Here is a 14,536-nt window from a genome sequence, read left to right as displayed (position 1 = left end):
TCAGCCTCCAACGACGCTATCGAGTTCACGGTAATCCGGCAGGCTGCGGTCGATCACCTTGCCGCGGCGAAGCACGACGCGGTCAGACTGCGGACGGGAAAGGAATTCGCTCCAGCGCCTTGCGCTGAAAAGCACGAGATCGGCTGGGCTGCCGACGGCAATGCGGCCCATCTGCGGCCTGCCGGCAATCTTGGCCGGTGACGCCGTGACGACCCGCGCCGCAGTATCGAGCGGATGGTCGAGATGCAGGATGCGAACCGCCTCGCGAAATACTTCCACCGGATCGAGATCGCCATAGGCATAGAAGGGGTCGCGCGTATTGTCGGAGGAGACAGCCGTCTCGACGCCGGCAGCCGCCAGTTCCTTGAACAGAGTGACGCCACGCCAGCGCGGCGTGCGGCCGGGATAGCGATCCTGCAGGTACATGTTGCACATCGGCAGCGAGATGACCGAAACCCCTGCCTTGTGAACGAGATCCACGGTCCGCTTGGCCGCATCGTCATCCTGCCGCGCCAGAGAGCAGCAATGGCCCGCTGTCACCTTGCCTTCGAACCGGTTGCGTAGAACCGCTTCGGCGATCGCCTTCAGTGTCTCCGCGCCCGGATCATCCGTCTCATCGACATGCAGATCGACATCGAGGTCATTCTCCGTCGCCGCGCGCAAAAGCGTATCGAGCTGCCAGTCGAGTGTCGGTCCCATCCTGGTGACACCGCCAAGCAGGCCGCCCTTGTCCTTCACGACAGCAACGAGATCGGCGAAAAAGGCTTCATCGACCATATTGTCGAGCGGGAAGAGAGCGACTGCCTGCAGGGCAATCTTGTCTCTCCACTCGTCGCGCACCTCGGCAAAGACCTCGAAAGAAATACGGTGCTGGGGAGCAAGTGAATCCAGATGCGTGCGGATTAGGCCGGTGCCGTGCACATAGGCCGAGCGTAGCGAAAATTCCATGCGCTTGCGCACATCCGCCGCCGACCAGTTCGCCTCGCGGTCCCTGCCGACGGCCTCCAGTGCACCCATGAAGGTGCCGTCCGGATTGGGCTTGCGCGGCCAGATATGGCCCTTGTCCAGATGCGTATGGATATCGGTAAAGCACGGCCAGACCATGCCCTCTTTCATATCGGACTTGGCGAATTCCGCCGGGGCTGTTCCGGAGGGCAGGATTGCCGAGATGAGACCGTCGGCAATCACGATGTCGGCCTTGACGAGGCCCTCATTGGAGGCAGCAGCGAAGTCGCTGACGGCAACGGTCGGGAGCGTCGCATTGGCCAGCACGAAGCGGCCCGCATTCGGGGGAGACATGAAGGAATAGGTCATCAATTTTCCCGCTTCAGGCTGCTCTCGTGCCAGCGATGCAGGCTGAGCCATGAAATGAAGGAGGTGATGGCAAAGATCGCGACACCGAGCATCGACAGCATGAAGAGCGCAGCGAAGAGGCGGGGGATATTCATGCGGTATTGCGCTTCGAGGAGTCGGAAGGCAAGGCCGGAGCCCGCACCCGCCGAACCGGCCGCAAACTCGGCCACAACCGCCGCAATCAGCGCCAGACCGCCGCCGATGCGAAGCCCGGTCATGAAATAGGGCTGGGCCGCGGGCAACTTCAGATAAAGCAGCGTCTGCCAGCGCGAGGCGCCGTAGAGCTCGAAGAGATTGATGAGGTTGTGATCGACGCTCTTCAATCCCTGCACCATGTTCGACAGGATCGGAAAGAAGGCGACGAGAAAAGCGCAGATCAGTAACGCCACCTGCGTCGACGGCGCATAGATCAGGATAAGCGGCGAGATCGCCACGATCGGCGTGACCTGCAGGATGACGGCGAGCGGATAGAAGGCGATCTCGATCCAGCGCGACTGCACCAGGAAGATCGCAAAACCGACGCCGCCGATCAGGGCGAGCGCCAGCGACATGAAGGTGATCTTGGTCGTAACCCAGAGCGCCGGCGAAAGCGTGCCCCAATCACTAACGAGCGCTCCGGCAACCGCAAATGGGCTCGGAAGTATATAGGGCGGCACACCCGAAACCTTGACATAGGTCGCCCAGATCGCAATCAGCACGATGATGGCGACAAAAGGCACGGTAATGCGGAGCAATAGATCCCGGCGCTTCGCATTGAGTGGATTGGGCATTGCCGGCACGGAATTTTCGACTGTCTCGATGCTCATCAGTCTTCCTTTGCCGCGTTGATCGCGCCAATCAGCGAATAGGAAACGGTCTCGCAGGCCTGCCGGTATTCCTCGGAAGTCCGGTAGTGCGCGTCACGATCGAGGCTCGTCGTAAGCGGAATATCGGCATGAACGCGGCCGGGCCGCGCCTTCATCACCACGATCCGGTTGGAAAGGTAGGCGGACTCAAAGACGGAATGCGTGACGAAAATCACCGTGATGCCGGTCGCCTTCCACAACCGCAAAACGTCGTCATTGAGCTTCTGCCGGGTGATCTCGTCGAGCGCTGCGAAAGGCTCGTCCATCAGCAGCAGTTTCGGTTTGGTCACCAAGGCGCGGGCGATCGACACACGCATCTTCATGCCGCCGGAGAGTTCCCGCGGATAGGCATCGGCGAAATCCTGCAGGCCGACAGTCGCGAGCACTTGCATGATCCGGTCGCTCGCCTCCGACTTGGAAACACCGCGCAGTTTCAGCGGCAGGTAGACATTGCCGAAAACCGTCTTCCAGGGCATCAGCGTCGGCTCCTGGAAGACGAAGCCGATATCGCCCTCCGGCAGGCCCTTCGAATTGATGCGCGAACTTGGCCAGTCGATCTTGCCCGACGTGACGTCGCCAAGACCGGCGATGATGCGCAAGGCCGTGGATTTGCCGCAGCCGGACGGACCGAGAAGGCTGATGAACTCGCCGCTTTCGACCGTCAGCGACATGCCCGAAAGCGCAATCGTGCCGCTGGAAAAGACCTTCGAGACCGATTGCATGACGACCAGCGGCCGCCTGCGTATTTCCCTCGAAGGCGCCGCCTTGGTTTCGGCTAGGGACATTCTCTCGCTCTTTTATCGAAGGGGATGCGGCCCGCCGCCGGATGGCGACGGACACTGCTTGGGAGGCTTATTTCTTCAGCGATACACCAACGCTCTTGCACACGAACTTCGTCGTAAAGGCCTTGGTGTAGTCGGTCTCAGGCTTGAAGACCTTGATCGCCACCATTTCGTCGAAGAACTTCTTGTAGTGAGTGTCGGTGATGCAGCCGATGCCCTTTTCCAGGCCCTCACCGGATTCGATGATGCCGTATTCTTTCATCTTGGCGATGGAATAAGCGATCTGGCCATCCGTCATTTCCGGATTGTCCTTTTTGATCAGCTCATTGCCCTTGCTGTTGTCGCCGTAGAGATAGTTGTACCAGCCCTCGATCGAGGCATCGACGAAGCGCTGCACGACATCAGGCTTGGTATCGACCATCTGCTGGGTCGTGGTGATCATCGTCGAATAGGGCGAATAGCCATTGTCGGCGAGCAGGAAGACCTTCGGCTCCCAGCCGGTCTGCTTCTGGATCTCGTAGGGCTCTGAGGTCAGGTAACCCTGCTGGGCGGATTGCTTGTCGGCGAGGAAAGGGCCGGGGTTGAAGTTGTAGGGCTTGTATTGCTCATCCTTGAAGCCCTGAAAGTTTGCCTTCATCCATTCGAAATAGGTGAGGTAGCCATCCTTGCTGAGGAACAAGGTCTTCAGCTTCGCAAGATCTGCGAACTTGTCGACGCCGACGTCAGGATGGGCGATCAGGATCTGCGGATCTTTCTGAAAGATCGCGGCGACATCGACGAGCGGAATGCCCTGCTCGACGGCGGAGATTTCGCCCTGCGGCCCGCCCATATAGAAGTCGATCTTGCCTGAGATCAGCAGCGCGTTGTTGGCGGCATTCGGCCCGCCCTGCACGATGGAAACGTCGAGGCCGTATTTCGCATAGGTCCCGTCGGCCACGGCCTGGTAGAAGCCGCCATGCTCGGCCTGCGCCAGCCAGTTGGTGCCATAGCTGACCTTGTCGAGCGCATAGCCGGGTACACTGGCAGCAAGTATGCCGCCAAGCCCAAGAACTGCAGAAAATGCGGATGTTTTCAATCTGTTGGACATGGCGGCGTTCCCCTTCTGGTGCCTTGGAAGCTCGTTTTTGGCCTCCGATTTTCTTCATTTGACCGATTGCTTCGCTCTTTGAAAAGCAGCAAAATTCGTGCGCAGTGATGCCTTTTTGGCATCTCACTGGATATCTGTGCCTAAATTGGGCGCTGTGCTCAAAAACGATGCAATGAGGTTGCGATGCTGCACTCCAGAAAGCTTCTCTACATCAATGAGATTGCGAAAACGGGCTCGATCAGGAAGGCCGCAGCGCGCCTCAATGTCGCCTCTTCGGCGATCAACCGACAGATTCTGGCGCTGGAGGAGGAGATGGGCGCTCCGCTCTTCGAGCGCCTGCCGCGTGGCTTGCGCCTGACGGCCGCCGGCGAACTCTGCATCGAGCATATTCGCGAGGTTCTGAAGAACTACGAGCGGCTGGAAGGGCGCATCAAAAGCCTGAAGATGCAGCAGGCCGGCAAGGTACGGCTGGTGACGACGGTCGGTCTTGCCGCAGGCCCGCTGCCGGAAATCATCGCCCGCTTCCAGTCGGAGCATCCGCGTGTCTTCATCCAGCTGCGCAACGACGCCGGGACGATGACAGTCAACCCGGTGCTGTCGGGTGAGGTGGATATCGGCCTCGGCTTCAATATTCCGGCGACACCCGGTATCCGCACGCTCGGCAATTTCGATATCCCGATTGGCGTCATCCTGCCGCCCGGCCACCCCCTGATCGGACCAGGGCCGATCAATCTCGGCGATGTCGTGCAGGAGCGGCTGGTGCTTGCGCAGCAGGGTACCAGCCTGCGTGAGGTCATCAACCTCGCAATGTCCAGGCTCGATATCCCTGTCGAGCCTGTTTTGGAAACCAATGCCTCGGAAATGCTGAAGAAACTGGTCAAATGCGGAGCAGGGCTCTCCATGCTGAACCCGCTCGATGTCATCACCGAGTGCCGCCAGGGCGAACTGGTGTTCCGCCCGATTGCCGAGCCGCATAGCCGCCATCAGCCGATGAAGCTCTTTGCCCGCGCCCGCGCGCCGCTCGATTCCGCCACCAGCCTTTTCGTAGAGTATCTCCTGGCCGAGCTTGCGGGTCTCGTTCAGGAACTGCAGGCCAAGGGGCACATCCCGCTGGAGCGGCCTGTCGTTGCGTGATTAGTGCGAATAAAGGTTGGAGAGCGGATAGCGCTTCAGATCATGGAGCAGCTCGATAAAGCCCTTCACCTGATGGCGGCAGATTGCTTCGCCCTTTTCGGCCGTGCCCTTCGAAGCATCGCCGACGACGCCGTTCGGATTGAGATCATGCGCGATCCAGGCGAGCGAATGCGGCGGCAGCGGCTGGATATAGTGCGATTGCTCGCGCATCCATTCGGCCTTCGAAACGAAATTCTCAGCCTTCTCCATCCGTACCAGCTCCGGTCGGAAATGCAGCATCAGCGATGTCTCGACTTCGCCGCCATGGATGCCGTAACGTGTCTCGTGCTCGCTGATCATGCCGTCAGGATTGCCGAACCGGCCCCATTGGGTGGAAACCACGGCCATCTGGTAACGCACGCGCAGCTCGCGGGCGACGATGCTCATGATATCGACATTGCCGCCATGCGAATTGACGATAACGAGCTTGCGCACACCGGCCTCCGCCACCTTCGCGCCGATCGCCGTCCAGACAGGGATCAGCAGCTCGGCGCTGAGGGAAAGCGTACCTGGACCATAGACATGCTCGTTGGCCTTGCCGATTTCCTGGGTCGGCAGGACGAGGATGTCGAGGTCCTCGGGCCGTTGCCGGCGCAGTTCCGCCAACATGCCGTTGGCGATCGCCACATCGGTTGCGATGGGCAGATGCGGACCGTGTTGCTCAGTCGAAGCGATTGGCAGGATAGCGATGGTCGTGTCGGCGGAAAGCGCGGCAAAATCATAAGTGTTCAGTTCATTCCAGTAGAATGGTGTCGCCATCGCCGCTTCCCTCTTTGTCATTATTCGATAGTGAGTAGGGAATAACGCGACATGCGAAAAGCATCGATTTGCGCGCGCGCCGCTGCCTTTTTGCGCACATGATGCCGTTGGTCCGATGTCAGGCCATCTTTGCACGCGGGAAATAAATATTCCGCCGTTGCCACTTTCGAGGAAGGCTTTGGTTTGACCGCGCTTGGCGCTGGTCTGTAGATAGTCATCGGCACGCAGAACTGCCTGCGAGTGTTCAGATTTAACGATCCGCAATTGGAGGGCCGACCATGAGCCTACGTATCAACGATATTGCTCCCGATTTCACCGCCGATACCACCCAGGGCCCTGTTCAGTTCCATGACTGGATCGGCAGCGGCTGGGCCGTCCTCTTCTCGCATCCGAAGAACTTCACGCCGGTCTGCACGACCGAGCTCGGCACCATGGCCGGCCTCGAAGGCGAGTTTAAGAAGCGCGGCGTCAAGATCATCGGCATTTCCGTCGATCCGGTCGAAAGCCACGGCAAGTGGAAGAACGACATCAAGACGGCAACCGGCTTCGAGGTCGAATATCCGCTGATCGGCGACAAGGACCTGAAGGTCGCCAAGCTCTATGACATGCTGCCGGCCGGTGCCGGCGAAAGCTCAGAAGGCCGCACGCCCGCCGACAACGCCACCGTGCGCTCGGTCTTCGTCATCGGCCCGGACAAGAAGATCAAGCTGATCCTCACCTATCCGATGACGACGGGCCGCAATTTCAACGAGATTCTGCGCGCCATCGATTCCATCCAGCTGACCGCCAAGCACCAGGTTGCAACGCCGGCCAACTGGAACCAGGGCGACGACGTCATCATCACCGCCGCTGTCTCCAACGAAGACGCGATTGCCCGCTTCGGCTCCTTCGATACGGTTCTGCCCTATCTCAGAAAGACCAAGCAGCCGTCAGCGTGAGTTAGCCGCTGCGCTGATACTGTGATTGGATCAAAAGACGTCCCGGCTTCCGGGGCGTCTTTATTTTTAGGTCGGCTGGCGCAGGCCTCTATCAGAGACGCATTCTCGCTTGCCCGCGAACGAGAATGGTTGCCGCGGACGTAGAGGTAGTATTGCTCGCTGCAGCGCCGCTTTGGAACGCAGGTCGGTCCTGGCCTATTCGGATGGCGTCACACGGGTCCAGAAGTCGTTGAACGCGACCGAATCGAAGAAGGCCGAAGCTCGGACGATACGGTCGTCGCGCATGTCGAGAAACCAGGCATATGTGTTGACGTAAGGTTTTCCGTCGCGGGCGATGCCGCGGGCATCGAAAAAGACGATCACGGTGTCGCCGTCGGCATAGACGTTGCGGATCACGGGCTTCAGCGGCGCCTTCATGCGGGCATTGAACGGGCGGATCACCTCGCGCAGGAACGCCTCACGGCTCGGATAGGTCTTCGATGCCAGCGAGTAGCCCTCGATCGTCCAGCGGACGTCGTCGGCGAGCAGGTCATAGGGGCTGCCCGTGCCAGACGCCCACTTCTCAAAGCCAACCTCGACGGCCGTCTTGTTGCGGCGTTCGGTTTCGGTCAGCGTCTGCGAGACCGCCCGGGCTTCGAGCCCGCAAAGGGCCAGGATGGTGGCGGCGATGCCGAGCGCAGCGTTGAAGATGCGGCGGGCGAGGGATCCCGGGCTGTGGACGATGGCACTTGCGGTGATGGACATGGCTTCCTCCAGAGATTGATTGGTGGTGCGACACCCGCTGAGCGGGTGTCGCCTGCGAGGCTCTGCGCCGATCAGATCTGGTTTTCCCAGGCCTTGAGCTGATGCTCCTTCAGCATGTCTTCGATGACCTTTGGAACCACGTTGCGAAACTTGCCTGTGTCGGCGGGGACGACCTCGATCATCCGGTCGATCATTTCCTGCGGGTCCATCTTGCCTTCAGGGGTGGCGAAGAAGTCGTTGAAGCCGTTGCGCAGGTCTGCCCGCTTGGTGAAGTTCTTGCTGTCATCGAGCCACCGGAAAGGATTATCGGCCATCGTCTCGTTATAGCCGGTGTAGTAGGCGCCCGGGTTGATCGTCTGGATCTTGATGCCGTAAGAACCAAGCTCCTGCTGCAGCGCTTCGGCGATCGATTCCAGGGCGTGCTTGGTGGAGACGTAGGTGCCCCAGTTGGCCGGAGTGAACAGGCCGCCCATCGAGGAGGTGAAGACCACTTTGCCCTTCTTGCTTTCGCGCACCCATTTCTGGACGACACCCTGGGTCAATACCAGCGGCAGGAAGACATTGACTTCATAGTTCTTGCGGACGAGCTCGACCGGAATTTCCCAGACCGGGCCGGCCTCGCCCATGCCTGCATTGTTCCAGAGCACTTCGAAATCCCAACCCTGCGCCTGTTTGATGTCATAGGGGTCGGTGAGATCGAGGCGCTCGACGCGAAAGTTCTTCAGGCCGAGAGCGGCCGCTTCTTCGCGCAGCGGCGTGACCTGCGACGAAACCTGCGTGGTGGCGATGATGTTGTGGCCGTTCTTGGCCATGCCGATGCCGGCGGCTTTGCCGAAACCGGACCCTGCGCCAGTGATGAGAATGGTCTTGGTCATAATAACTCCTTTCGATGTGCTTGGGGTTGAAAAGCATTTCAGGCGGTGAGGGCGGCCGCTGCAGCCTGGGCAATCTCGAGGTCCTGGGCGACGGCCCCTCCGGACACGCCGACTGCACCGATCACGATATTGCGTCCATTGGTGAGGGGAATGCCGCCGGCGAAGACGACGAGGCCGCCATTGGTCTGCTCCAGGCCGAACGAGGTGCCCCCGGGTTTGCAGAATTCACCGATTGCTTCAGTGCGCATGGAAAACAGTGCCGCCGTCCGGGCCTTGTTAACGGCGATGTCGATGGAGCCCAGCAGGGCTCCGTCCATTCGGACAAACGCCTTCATGTAGGCGCCTGCGTCGAGGACTGCGATATTGGCTGGAACGCCGATTTCTCTTGCCCGCGCCTCGCCGGCGGCGATGACCCTACGGGCTTCGTCAGTAGTAATCATTTCCCGGTCTCCCCTCTTCGGTCGGGGATACCCCCGTTCGATGAGACAGGTGTAGGCCGGAAGGCGCTTTGCGGTATTTCCATCTCTTGCTGCAGTATTTGCAGATCTTGCGCTCGGACTGCGCAGAAAGGGGCCGGCGAACGCGTCAGGACGGGGATATTGCTAGGAGGTGAAAAGCGTGCGGTACTGGCCAGGCGTCAAGCCCGTCATCTTGCGGAAGACGCGGGTGAAATTGGCCTGCGAGCCGAAGCCGGTGTCGATGGCAATCTCCACCAGCGAGGACTGCGCGAGTCGCAGCTTCTCTTTGGCCGCCTCGATCCGTCGCTGGGTGACGTAGCGATGCGGGGTGAAACCGGTGGCCGCGCGAAACGTGCGGGAAAAGTGAAAGGGGCTGAGGCAAGCCTCGGCCGCAAGGTCTTCGAGCGAGATCTCCGCCGCAATGCGAGCCTCGATGAAATCGAGGACGCGCCGCAGCCTTTTCGGATCGATGGCAGGTGTCCGCGTCGGCGGACGCCAACGTGCTGACGAATAGGTGCCGAGCAAATGCGCGGCCAGGGCCTGCTGAATCCCGTCGAGAAACAGCCGGTCTGTCGCTTCCAGTTTGCGATTCAGCACACCACGAAAGAGCTCGCCGATCTGCAAGACCACCGGATCAGGGACACCGCCCGCATAGGCGAGCTGCACCTTGGACGGGTCGATGTCGAAGTTCGAAAGGGCGCTCTCACCGACGAGCGATGGCGGCAGGAAGATGTGAAGGGACTCGGGCATGGTGCCGACGATCTCTACGGCGCTCTCATTGACACCGGCGGGACATACCCATGCAACGCCGGGGCGGGCGATAGCCTCCCGCCGGTGACCGTCGCCGGTCCACCTGATCTTCGACTGACCCGACAGCAGGACTGCTATTTCCGTGCATTCGAGGGTGAGATCGACCTGCCAGCCCGGATCGAAATGCCGGAGCTCGACCTGCAAACCTGAACATTCGACGAGCCCGCCCACCTGCTTGCTGGTCGGGTATTTTCTGTCACCTTGCGATGCGTCGAAATCCATGTCGCATCCTCGTCGTGAAGAAAGGTCTGGGAATTTGAACCATTCAGCTTCGATGAGCCGATTGCTGCCGCCACGCTGCCGTCTGCAATTCTATTTTGATTTATGAATGAAAATTCCGGACACGGGCCACGCTAATATTAGGAGTCCGCGCATTGCGATCAGGATTTTGGCGAAAATTCAGGCGAGTGCAAGTGTCATCGCCCGAAGTGCTAGCGTCAGCATATTGGCCGCAGAGCGTCTTGCTCATTGCGCCATGTCGGTCGAAAGTAAGGAGAATGTACGGAGATCTACAAACCGGCTCAGCAAATCGAACCGTCGAAAACTCAGGAAATCAGGCTATCTCATTGAAAACAGGCAATGAAAAAGGGCCTTGTTTTGCAACAAGGCCCTTCGAAACTGGCTCCCCGGGCCGGATTCGAACCGGCGACCTGTCGATTAACAGTCGAATGCTCTACCGCTGAGCTACCAGGGATCACCGCTTGGCCGCGGCGTGAGCGGGGTAATACAAATGCTTTCCCGATTTGCCAAGCAGTTTTTTCAAAAAAATGAAATCAGCTTGTATTCGCGGCGCTTGAGCCCATCTTTTGTGGATGACTAGCAGGAAAAATGGGCCGAAAAAGGCCGGAGAAAAACGTTTCGGGATCGACCACAGGGATGGCAAGCTGGTTCTCGGCTCGCTGCGGGTGCCGATGCCGCGCTCGCGCATCGCACGCATGGCGACCGGAGCGCTGCTCATTTTCGGCGGCGTCTTGGGCTTTTTGCCTGTTCTCGGGTTCTGGATGCTGCCGCTGGGCTTCCTCGTCTTATCCCACGACCTGCCGATAGCACGCAGATGGCGGCGACGCATTGCAGTCTGGTGGCATCGCCGAAAGCGCCCCGCGTGAAGTCGCCAAGGAAGCCATAAGCGACCATGTCGACGACGGGCTGATTGAACTGCCTGCTGGCTGATCGGCGCACTGCGGTTGCTTGGGTAGTGGGCTCCGTCACTGCGGAGAGACGGCGGGCCTTTCGCCAGAGGCTGGAGAGGTCGTGCCCGACCCTGTGATCTCGGACAGGTGGATGGGCAACTCGCCATTTTCCTCAAGCGCCGTCGCCGTGATCACGAGTGCGCCGACGAGAATCATCAGCAGCTTCACCGCATTAGAGCTGAGGCTGGCTTTCCGCCACCAGCCGGTCTGAATACGCGAAGGCTCAAGGTAATATTTATAGTAAAATTCCGGATCGCTGGTTTCGACGAGATTGTCATAGATATGCGGTGGCACCCCGACATGCCGGACTGGGCGGCGGCCGGCAAATTTGGCATGAAGAACCTGGGTTTCTGGATCGTAGGATACGGCGCGGATCTGTTTGGAATTCAACGGCACCCAATTCATCTCTGCTCCTGTCTCTCCCATAGGCAGCATGGAATGACGATTCTGAAAGTCAAGTTAAGAATTCGTTACTAATGCTTGAGGTGATATTTCGATATCTCTAATATAAAGAAAGTGAAGGCGTTGTTGCGATCGCAGATCGCGCCTCCTGGATGAATATAAGTGATCGGCTAAACTCGTTGAGATATGCCTATTGTGCAATTTAGATAGCCTGGAGGCCTGTCTGAGCAGCTGCTAGCTCAATTGTTGTTCAACCGAGCGCGAATTTCCAGCAGAATGGGCCTTATATCATCAGCTATGCGTGCGGCTGTCGCGGCGCCCTTCGGGACTGGTTCGGTCCTTGTTCTATATGCGCCGGATGTGGCCGGAGTTTGAAATTGCAGGAAATGTTTTTGGAAAGCCCTCTTGCGATTTCCTTACGATCATTCTAAACGCTCGCCACGGCTAACATGACAGCCTGTGAGGCCTCGTGGCGGAGTGGTGACGCAGAGGACTGCAAATCCCCGATAAATGCAATAGAATCAATGGCCGTTCTGAATAAGAGCGCCGAAATCACGCCTTTTTCTCTTTTTTACCATCATTGTTTTTGTTCATAATTTTCGGCTGTTCAGAATGGCCGAAACGCTTCTTCGTGGCCTCCAAGACGCGCTTTTCCGTCTCCTTCGCATAGCCACGATATGCGGCCGCCGTCTTGTGCTTCGATAGCACTCGACCCTGTCCTTCGGTCAGCCCACTCTCTTCCAACTCCGTCATGCCGCCATGCCTGCACTTGTCCAGGCTGAAGCCGACCGGGATTGATTCGCCGTCGTCGCGAAGTTTGTCGGCCATCTCGCGGACCTCGTGCGCCAGGAACGTTCCGTCTCCGAACAGCACGCCATTTTTCTTGCAGACGATCGACGTGCCGTAGCGCGGCGTCTGGGCGAGGATCTTCTCTGCGTCTTCGTAGAGTTTGACGAGTCCTCCCGTCTCCTCGTCGAGATATTCGAGCGGGTGCAGGGCGAGCTCGTCCGTCTTTCGGTGCTTCAGGCGAATCTTGTCTGGGTGGTCGGAGGCACGGTAACCGGTCCACGGCGCGTAGCCGGCGCCGATGGAGGAGGGGCGCATCAGCCACTCGAAGGCCAGCACGGCAGCCGCGGCCAATTCCCCGCGGCCGTTTGCGATCGCGCCGTTGGCGAAAGCATAGACCGTCGCCCGGTCGACATGACCCTTGGTCTCCTTCTTCCGCCTCTTGAGGGTGACGCCTTCCCACGGATTCGGCGTGTCGGCTCTAAATAGCTCGGGGTGATGTGGCTTCATTCGCTTCCACATCGCCTTGCAGTACGTGACGACCTTTTCCCCTGTCCGGTTGCCTCCATCGCCCGAAAACGCTTGGTAGATCTTCTCTGCCGTGCTGACGGCGATATTTATGATCTTGATGTCACCGACGCGGAGCTCTTCGCCGGTGGATTCCCGCTTGATCTTCGTATCGCAAACGCGATCGAGGACGCGTTTATAGTCCGGGCGGCTGAACTCGGCCACGCGCTGGAGGAACGAATCGTGCTTCAGGTAGGCGTTTTCGAGCCATTCGACGGTGCCGTACTTTGACAGCGACTCGGCCGGCGCCATCGGGTTTCGCTCTGCTTTCCAGGCATCAAGGCGGTCGTTCCAAACCTTCGCTGCGGCGATCAGTTCATTTTGCGGAAGGTTCTCGCCCAAAGCTGCGCTCAGGTAGGGGCAGCCGGCTTTCCGGTAGAGGCTAGGGCAGGTCCAGTAATATCCGATAGAGCCACTGGCGAGCGTCTTGAATGACGTGTACCGCGGCATTGCCACAGGCACCATCAATATGCCTCCGGAGCGCCGCTTACGCTTCCTGGGTCGATCGCCCTGTCCAGATCGATCTTCCGCCACGCCCTGAACTTCCCTTTGCCCGTGCCCGTGTCGATGAACGGCTTCGGCCATATTGTTCCCACGCGGCTCAAGAAGGCGTCAACCGTCTTCTCGCCGGCATAGGCGGCCGCATGCTCGTCCCTGAGGACAGCAGGCCAGCAGCCAGCGGGGATTTCAGCGTGCTTAGTCATTGTCTCCCCGGTTTCCACAGGGGTTTTCCACAGGTGCGCCAATGGTCTGACGTCTCCTCAGACTGAAGTCCGAAGTGAGTTTTTTGGTGGAACGCAAAGACCGGGCAATCATTTAACCGCGGTCCAATAACTTCAGGTAAAGCCCCATGAAAAAAATGATCCTTGCTGTAGCTCTGGCATTTTCGTCCGTCATTGCCGTCCCGGCCGCTTCCTATGCGGACAGCGTCATCATTCGTACTGACGACGGTCCGGGCCTGCATCGCGGCTGGGAACGTGGCGAGCACCGTGGCTGGTATAACGGTCATCGTGGGTGGAGAGCTCGAATGGTCCATGAAGACTACCGGCGCCATCCGTCTTGCTTCACCAAACGGGTAACGACGTATCGGTATGGTGAGCGAGTTACGCGGACGACCAATGTCTGCCGCTAACTGAACCCAATTTCGCCGCATGGAGCCGGAAAGTGATCCACTCTCCGGCTCCTGCTGTTTTGGCGGTTCTTCCCTAAACGTTTTAGATCTAGGCCACATCGGCGCCGCTAACACATGTTCTGCGAGTGCCGCCGCCTCAGTTTGTTCCCCTTCTGGTTGGGCTAAATTAGGGGATTGCGGCGCAACTTGAACGTTTTGCGAACGCGATATGGGGTCGGCGGGCGTCACCTCCTCCTGTGCGGGTGATGGGGGGAGCTTTGTGAGCGCTGTCTTAGACTTATGTGAGCCGCGCCCTACATCCTGCTGATCGCCGAGATCTCGGCGGCTGGGAGATAACTGAGCTCCCGCGGAAGCGCGGAGCAGATAATGTCCAGCACTGTCCCCTATGAATCGAACATGCGTATTTTCTACGATGACTTCACAAAGACGGTTGTCGTCACCTTTCGGGAGAAGGTTGGTTTTCTTGGCCCGTTCGTTGATAGATCTAGCGCATACGAGGCCGCTGAGAACTTTTGTCGGAAGCGAGGCTGGAAGGGATGAGCCCAGGTTCTCTACGGGCGATGGAGTTGACTCTGGTAGGAACAGGCGTATGCTTGCCGTATCGTCACTCACCGAATGTGTAGACGGTGACGACT

Annotated in this window: 15 protein-coding genes and 1 tRNA gene; 3 read left to right on the top strand and 13 right to left on the bottom strand. The window is 59.0% G+C overall.

The window, feature by feature from the left end:
* From ACR9ZQ_RS17625 to ACR9ZQ_RS17610, 4 genes are all read right to left on the bottom strand, one after another.
* Positions 1-1,314: a cytosine deaminase gene (locus tag ACR9ZQ_RS17625; protein WP_481428434.1), complete on the bottom strand. Its 1,314-nt coding sequence runs from the start codon at positions 1,312-1,314 to the stop codon at positions 1-3.
* Entirely contained in the window at positions 1,314-2,159 is an 846-nt protein-coding gene (locus ACR9ZQ_RS17620; RefSeq protein WP_113324100.1) for an ABC transporter permease, read from the bottom strand. Before ACR9ZQ_RS17620 ends, ACR9ZQ_RS17625 begins: the two co-directional genes overlap by 1 nt.
* The gene (locus ACR9ZQ_RS17615) at positions 2,159-2,983 is read right to left on the bottom strand and encodes an ABC transporter ATP-binding protein (protein ID WP_481428433.1); all 825 of its coding nucleotides are present in this window, start codon (positions 2,981-2,983) and stop codon (positions 2,159-2,161) included. Before ACR9ZQ_RS17615 ends, ACR9ZQ_RS17620 begins: the two co-directional genes overlap by 1 nt.
* A gap of 67 nt (positions 2,984-3,050) precedes the next feature.
* The gene (locus ACR9ZQ_RS17610; protein WP_310383098.1) at positions 3,051-4,067 is read right to left on the bottom strand and encodes an ABC transporter substrate-binding protein; all 1,017 of its coding nucleotides are present in this window, start codon (positions 4,065-4,067) and stop codon (positions 3,051-3,053) included.
* 183 nt (positions 4,068-4,250) lie between these two features.
* Here ACR9ZQ_RS17610 and ACR9ZQ_RS17605 point away from each other — a divergent pair, with 183 nt between their 5' ends.
* Complete coding sequence (locus ACR9ZQ_RS17605; protein ID WP_310383100.1) at positions 4,251-5,201, top strand: LysR family transcriptional regulator; 951 nt, start codon at positions 4,251-4,253, stop codon at positions 5,199-5,201.
* Here the strand turns inward: ACR9ZQ_RS17605 and ACR9ZQ_RS17600 are convergent, their stop codons facing one another.
* Positions 5,202-5,999, bottom strand: a complete 798-nt coding sequence (locus tag ACR9ZQ_RS17600; protein ID WP_481428432.1) for a creatininase family protein — start codon at positions 5,997-5,999, stop codon at positions 5,202-5,204.
* Between the two features lie 278 nt (positions 6,000-6,277).
* Here ACR9ZQ_RS17600 and ACR9ZQ_RS17595 point away from each other — a divergent pair, with 278 nt between their 5' ends.
* Positions 6,278-6,937 (top strand): peroxiredoxin, encoded by a 660-nt coding sequence (locus ACR9ZQ_RS17595; protein WP_481428431.1) that lies wholly within the window; start codon positions 6,278-6,280, stop codon positions 6,935-6,937.
* Between the two features lie 195 nt (positions 6,938-7,132).
* Here ACR9ZQ_RS17595 and ACR9ZQ_RS17590 read toward each other — a convergent pair whose 3' ends face one another.
* The 5 genes from ACR9ZQ_RS17590 to ACR9ZQ_RS17570 all read right to left on the bottom strand — a co-directional run bounded on the left by ACR9ZQ_RS17590 (position 7,133) and on the right by ACR9ZQ_RS17570 (position 10,518).
* Positions 7,133-7,681, bottom strand: coding sequence for a nuclear transport factor 2 family protein (locus tag ACR9ZQ_RS17590; RefSeq protein ID WP_481428430.1), 549 nt, complete (start codon positions 7,679-7,681; stop codon positions 7,133-7,135).
* Between the two features lie 71 nt (positions 7,682-7,752).
* Positions 7,753-8,556, bottom strand: coding sequence for an SDR family oxidoreductase (locus tag ACR9ZQ_RS17585; RefSeq protein WP_481428429.1), 804 nt, complete (start codon positions 8,554-8,556; stop codon positions 7,753-7,755).
* 38 nt (positions 8,557-8,594) lie between these two features.
* Positions 8,595-8,996 carry a GlcG/HbpS family heme-binding protein gene (locus tag ACR9ZQ_RS17580; RefSeq protein WP_310383109.1) on the bottom strand — a complete coding sequence of 134 codons (402 nt, stop codon included), beginning with the start codon at positions 8,994-8,996 and terminating at the stop codon, positions 8,595-8,597.
* A gap of 162 nt (positions 8,997-9,158) precedes the next feature.
* A complete protein-coding gene (locus ACR9ZQ_RS17575) occupies positions 9,159-10,046 on the bottom strand; it encodes a helix-turn-helix domain-containing protein (protein ID WP_481428428.1) in 888 nt (295 codons plus the stop codon).
* Positions 10,047-10,443: 397 nt separating this feature from the next.
* Positions 10,444-10,518: transfer RNA gene (locus ACR9ZQ_RS17570), tRNA-Asn, on the bottom strand.
* A 118-nt stretch (positions 10,519-10,636) separates the two neighbouring features.
* On the opposite strand from ACR9ZQ_RS17570, the gene ACR9ZQ_RS17565 reads away from it, so the two are divergent.
* Entirely contained in the window at positions 10,637-10,930 is a 294-nt protein-coding gene (locus tag ACR9ZQ_RS17565; RefSeq protein ID WP_481428427.1) for a hypothetical protein, read from the top strand.
* A gap of 99 nt (positions 10,931-11,029) precedes the next feature.
* Here the strand turns inward: ACR9ZQ_RS17565 and ACR9ZQ_RS17560 are convergent, their stop codons facing one another.
* The 3 genes from ACR9ZQ_RS17560 to ACR9ZQ_RS17550 all read right to left on the bottom strand — a co-directional run bounded on the left by ACR9ZQ_RS17560 (position 11,030) and on the right by ACR9ZQ_RS17550 (position 13,473).
* Complete coding sequence (locus tag ACR9ZQ_RS17560; RefSeq protein WP_113324091.1) at positions 11,030-11,419, bottom strand: KTSC domain-containing protein; 390 nt, start codon at positions 11,417-11,419, stop codon at positions 11,030-11,032.
* Positions 11,420-11,968: 549 nt separating this feature from the next.
* Entirely contained in the window at positions 11,969-13,234 is a 1,266-nt protein-coding gene (locus ACR9ZQ_RS17555; RefSeq protein ID WP_481428426.1) for a hypothetical protein, read from the bottom strand.
* Positions 13,234-13,473 (bottom strand): hypothetical protein, encoded by a 240-nt coding sequence (locus ACR9ZQ_RS17550; RefSeq protein WP_481428425.1) that lies wholly within the window; start codon positions 13,471-13,473, stop codon positions 13,234-13,236. The genes ACR9ZQ_RS17555 and ACR9ZQ_RS17550 overlap by 1 nt, the downstream gene beginning before the upstream one ends.
* Positions 13,474-14,536 lie beyond the last annotated feature (1,063 nt).

It is taken from the genome of Rhizobium sp. KNZ14-9A (assembly GCF_056755015.1).
This window is presented reverse-complemented; position numbering and strand designations above follow the sequence as displayed.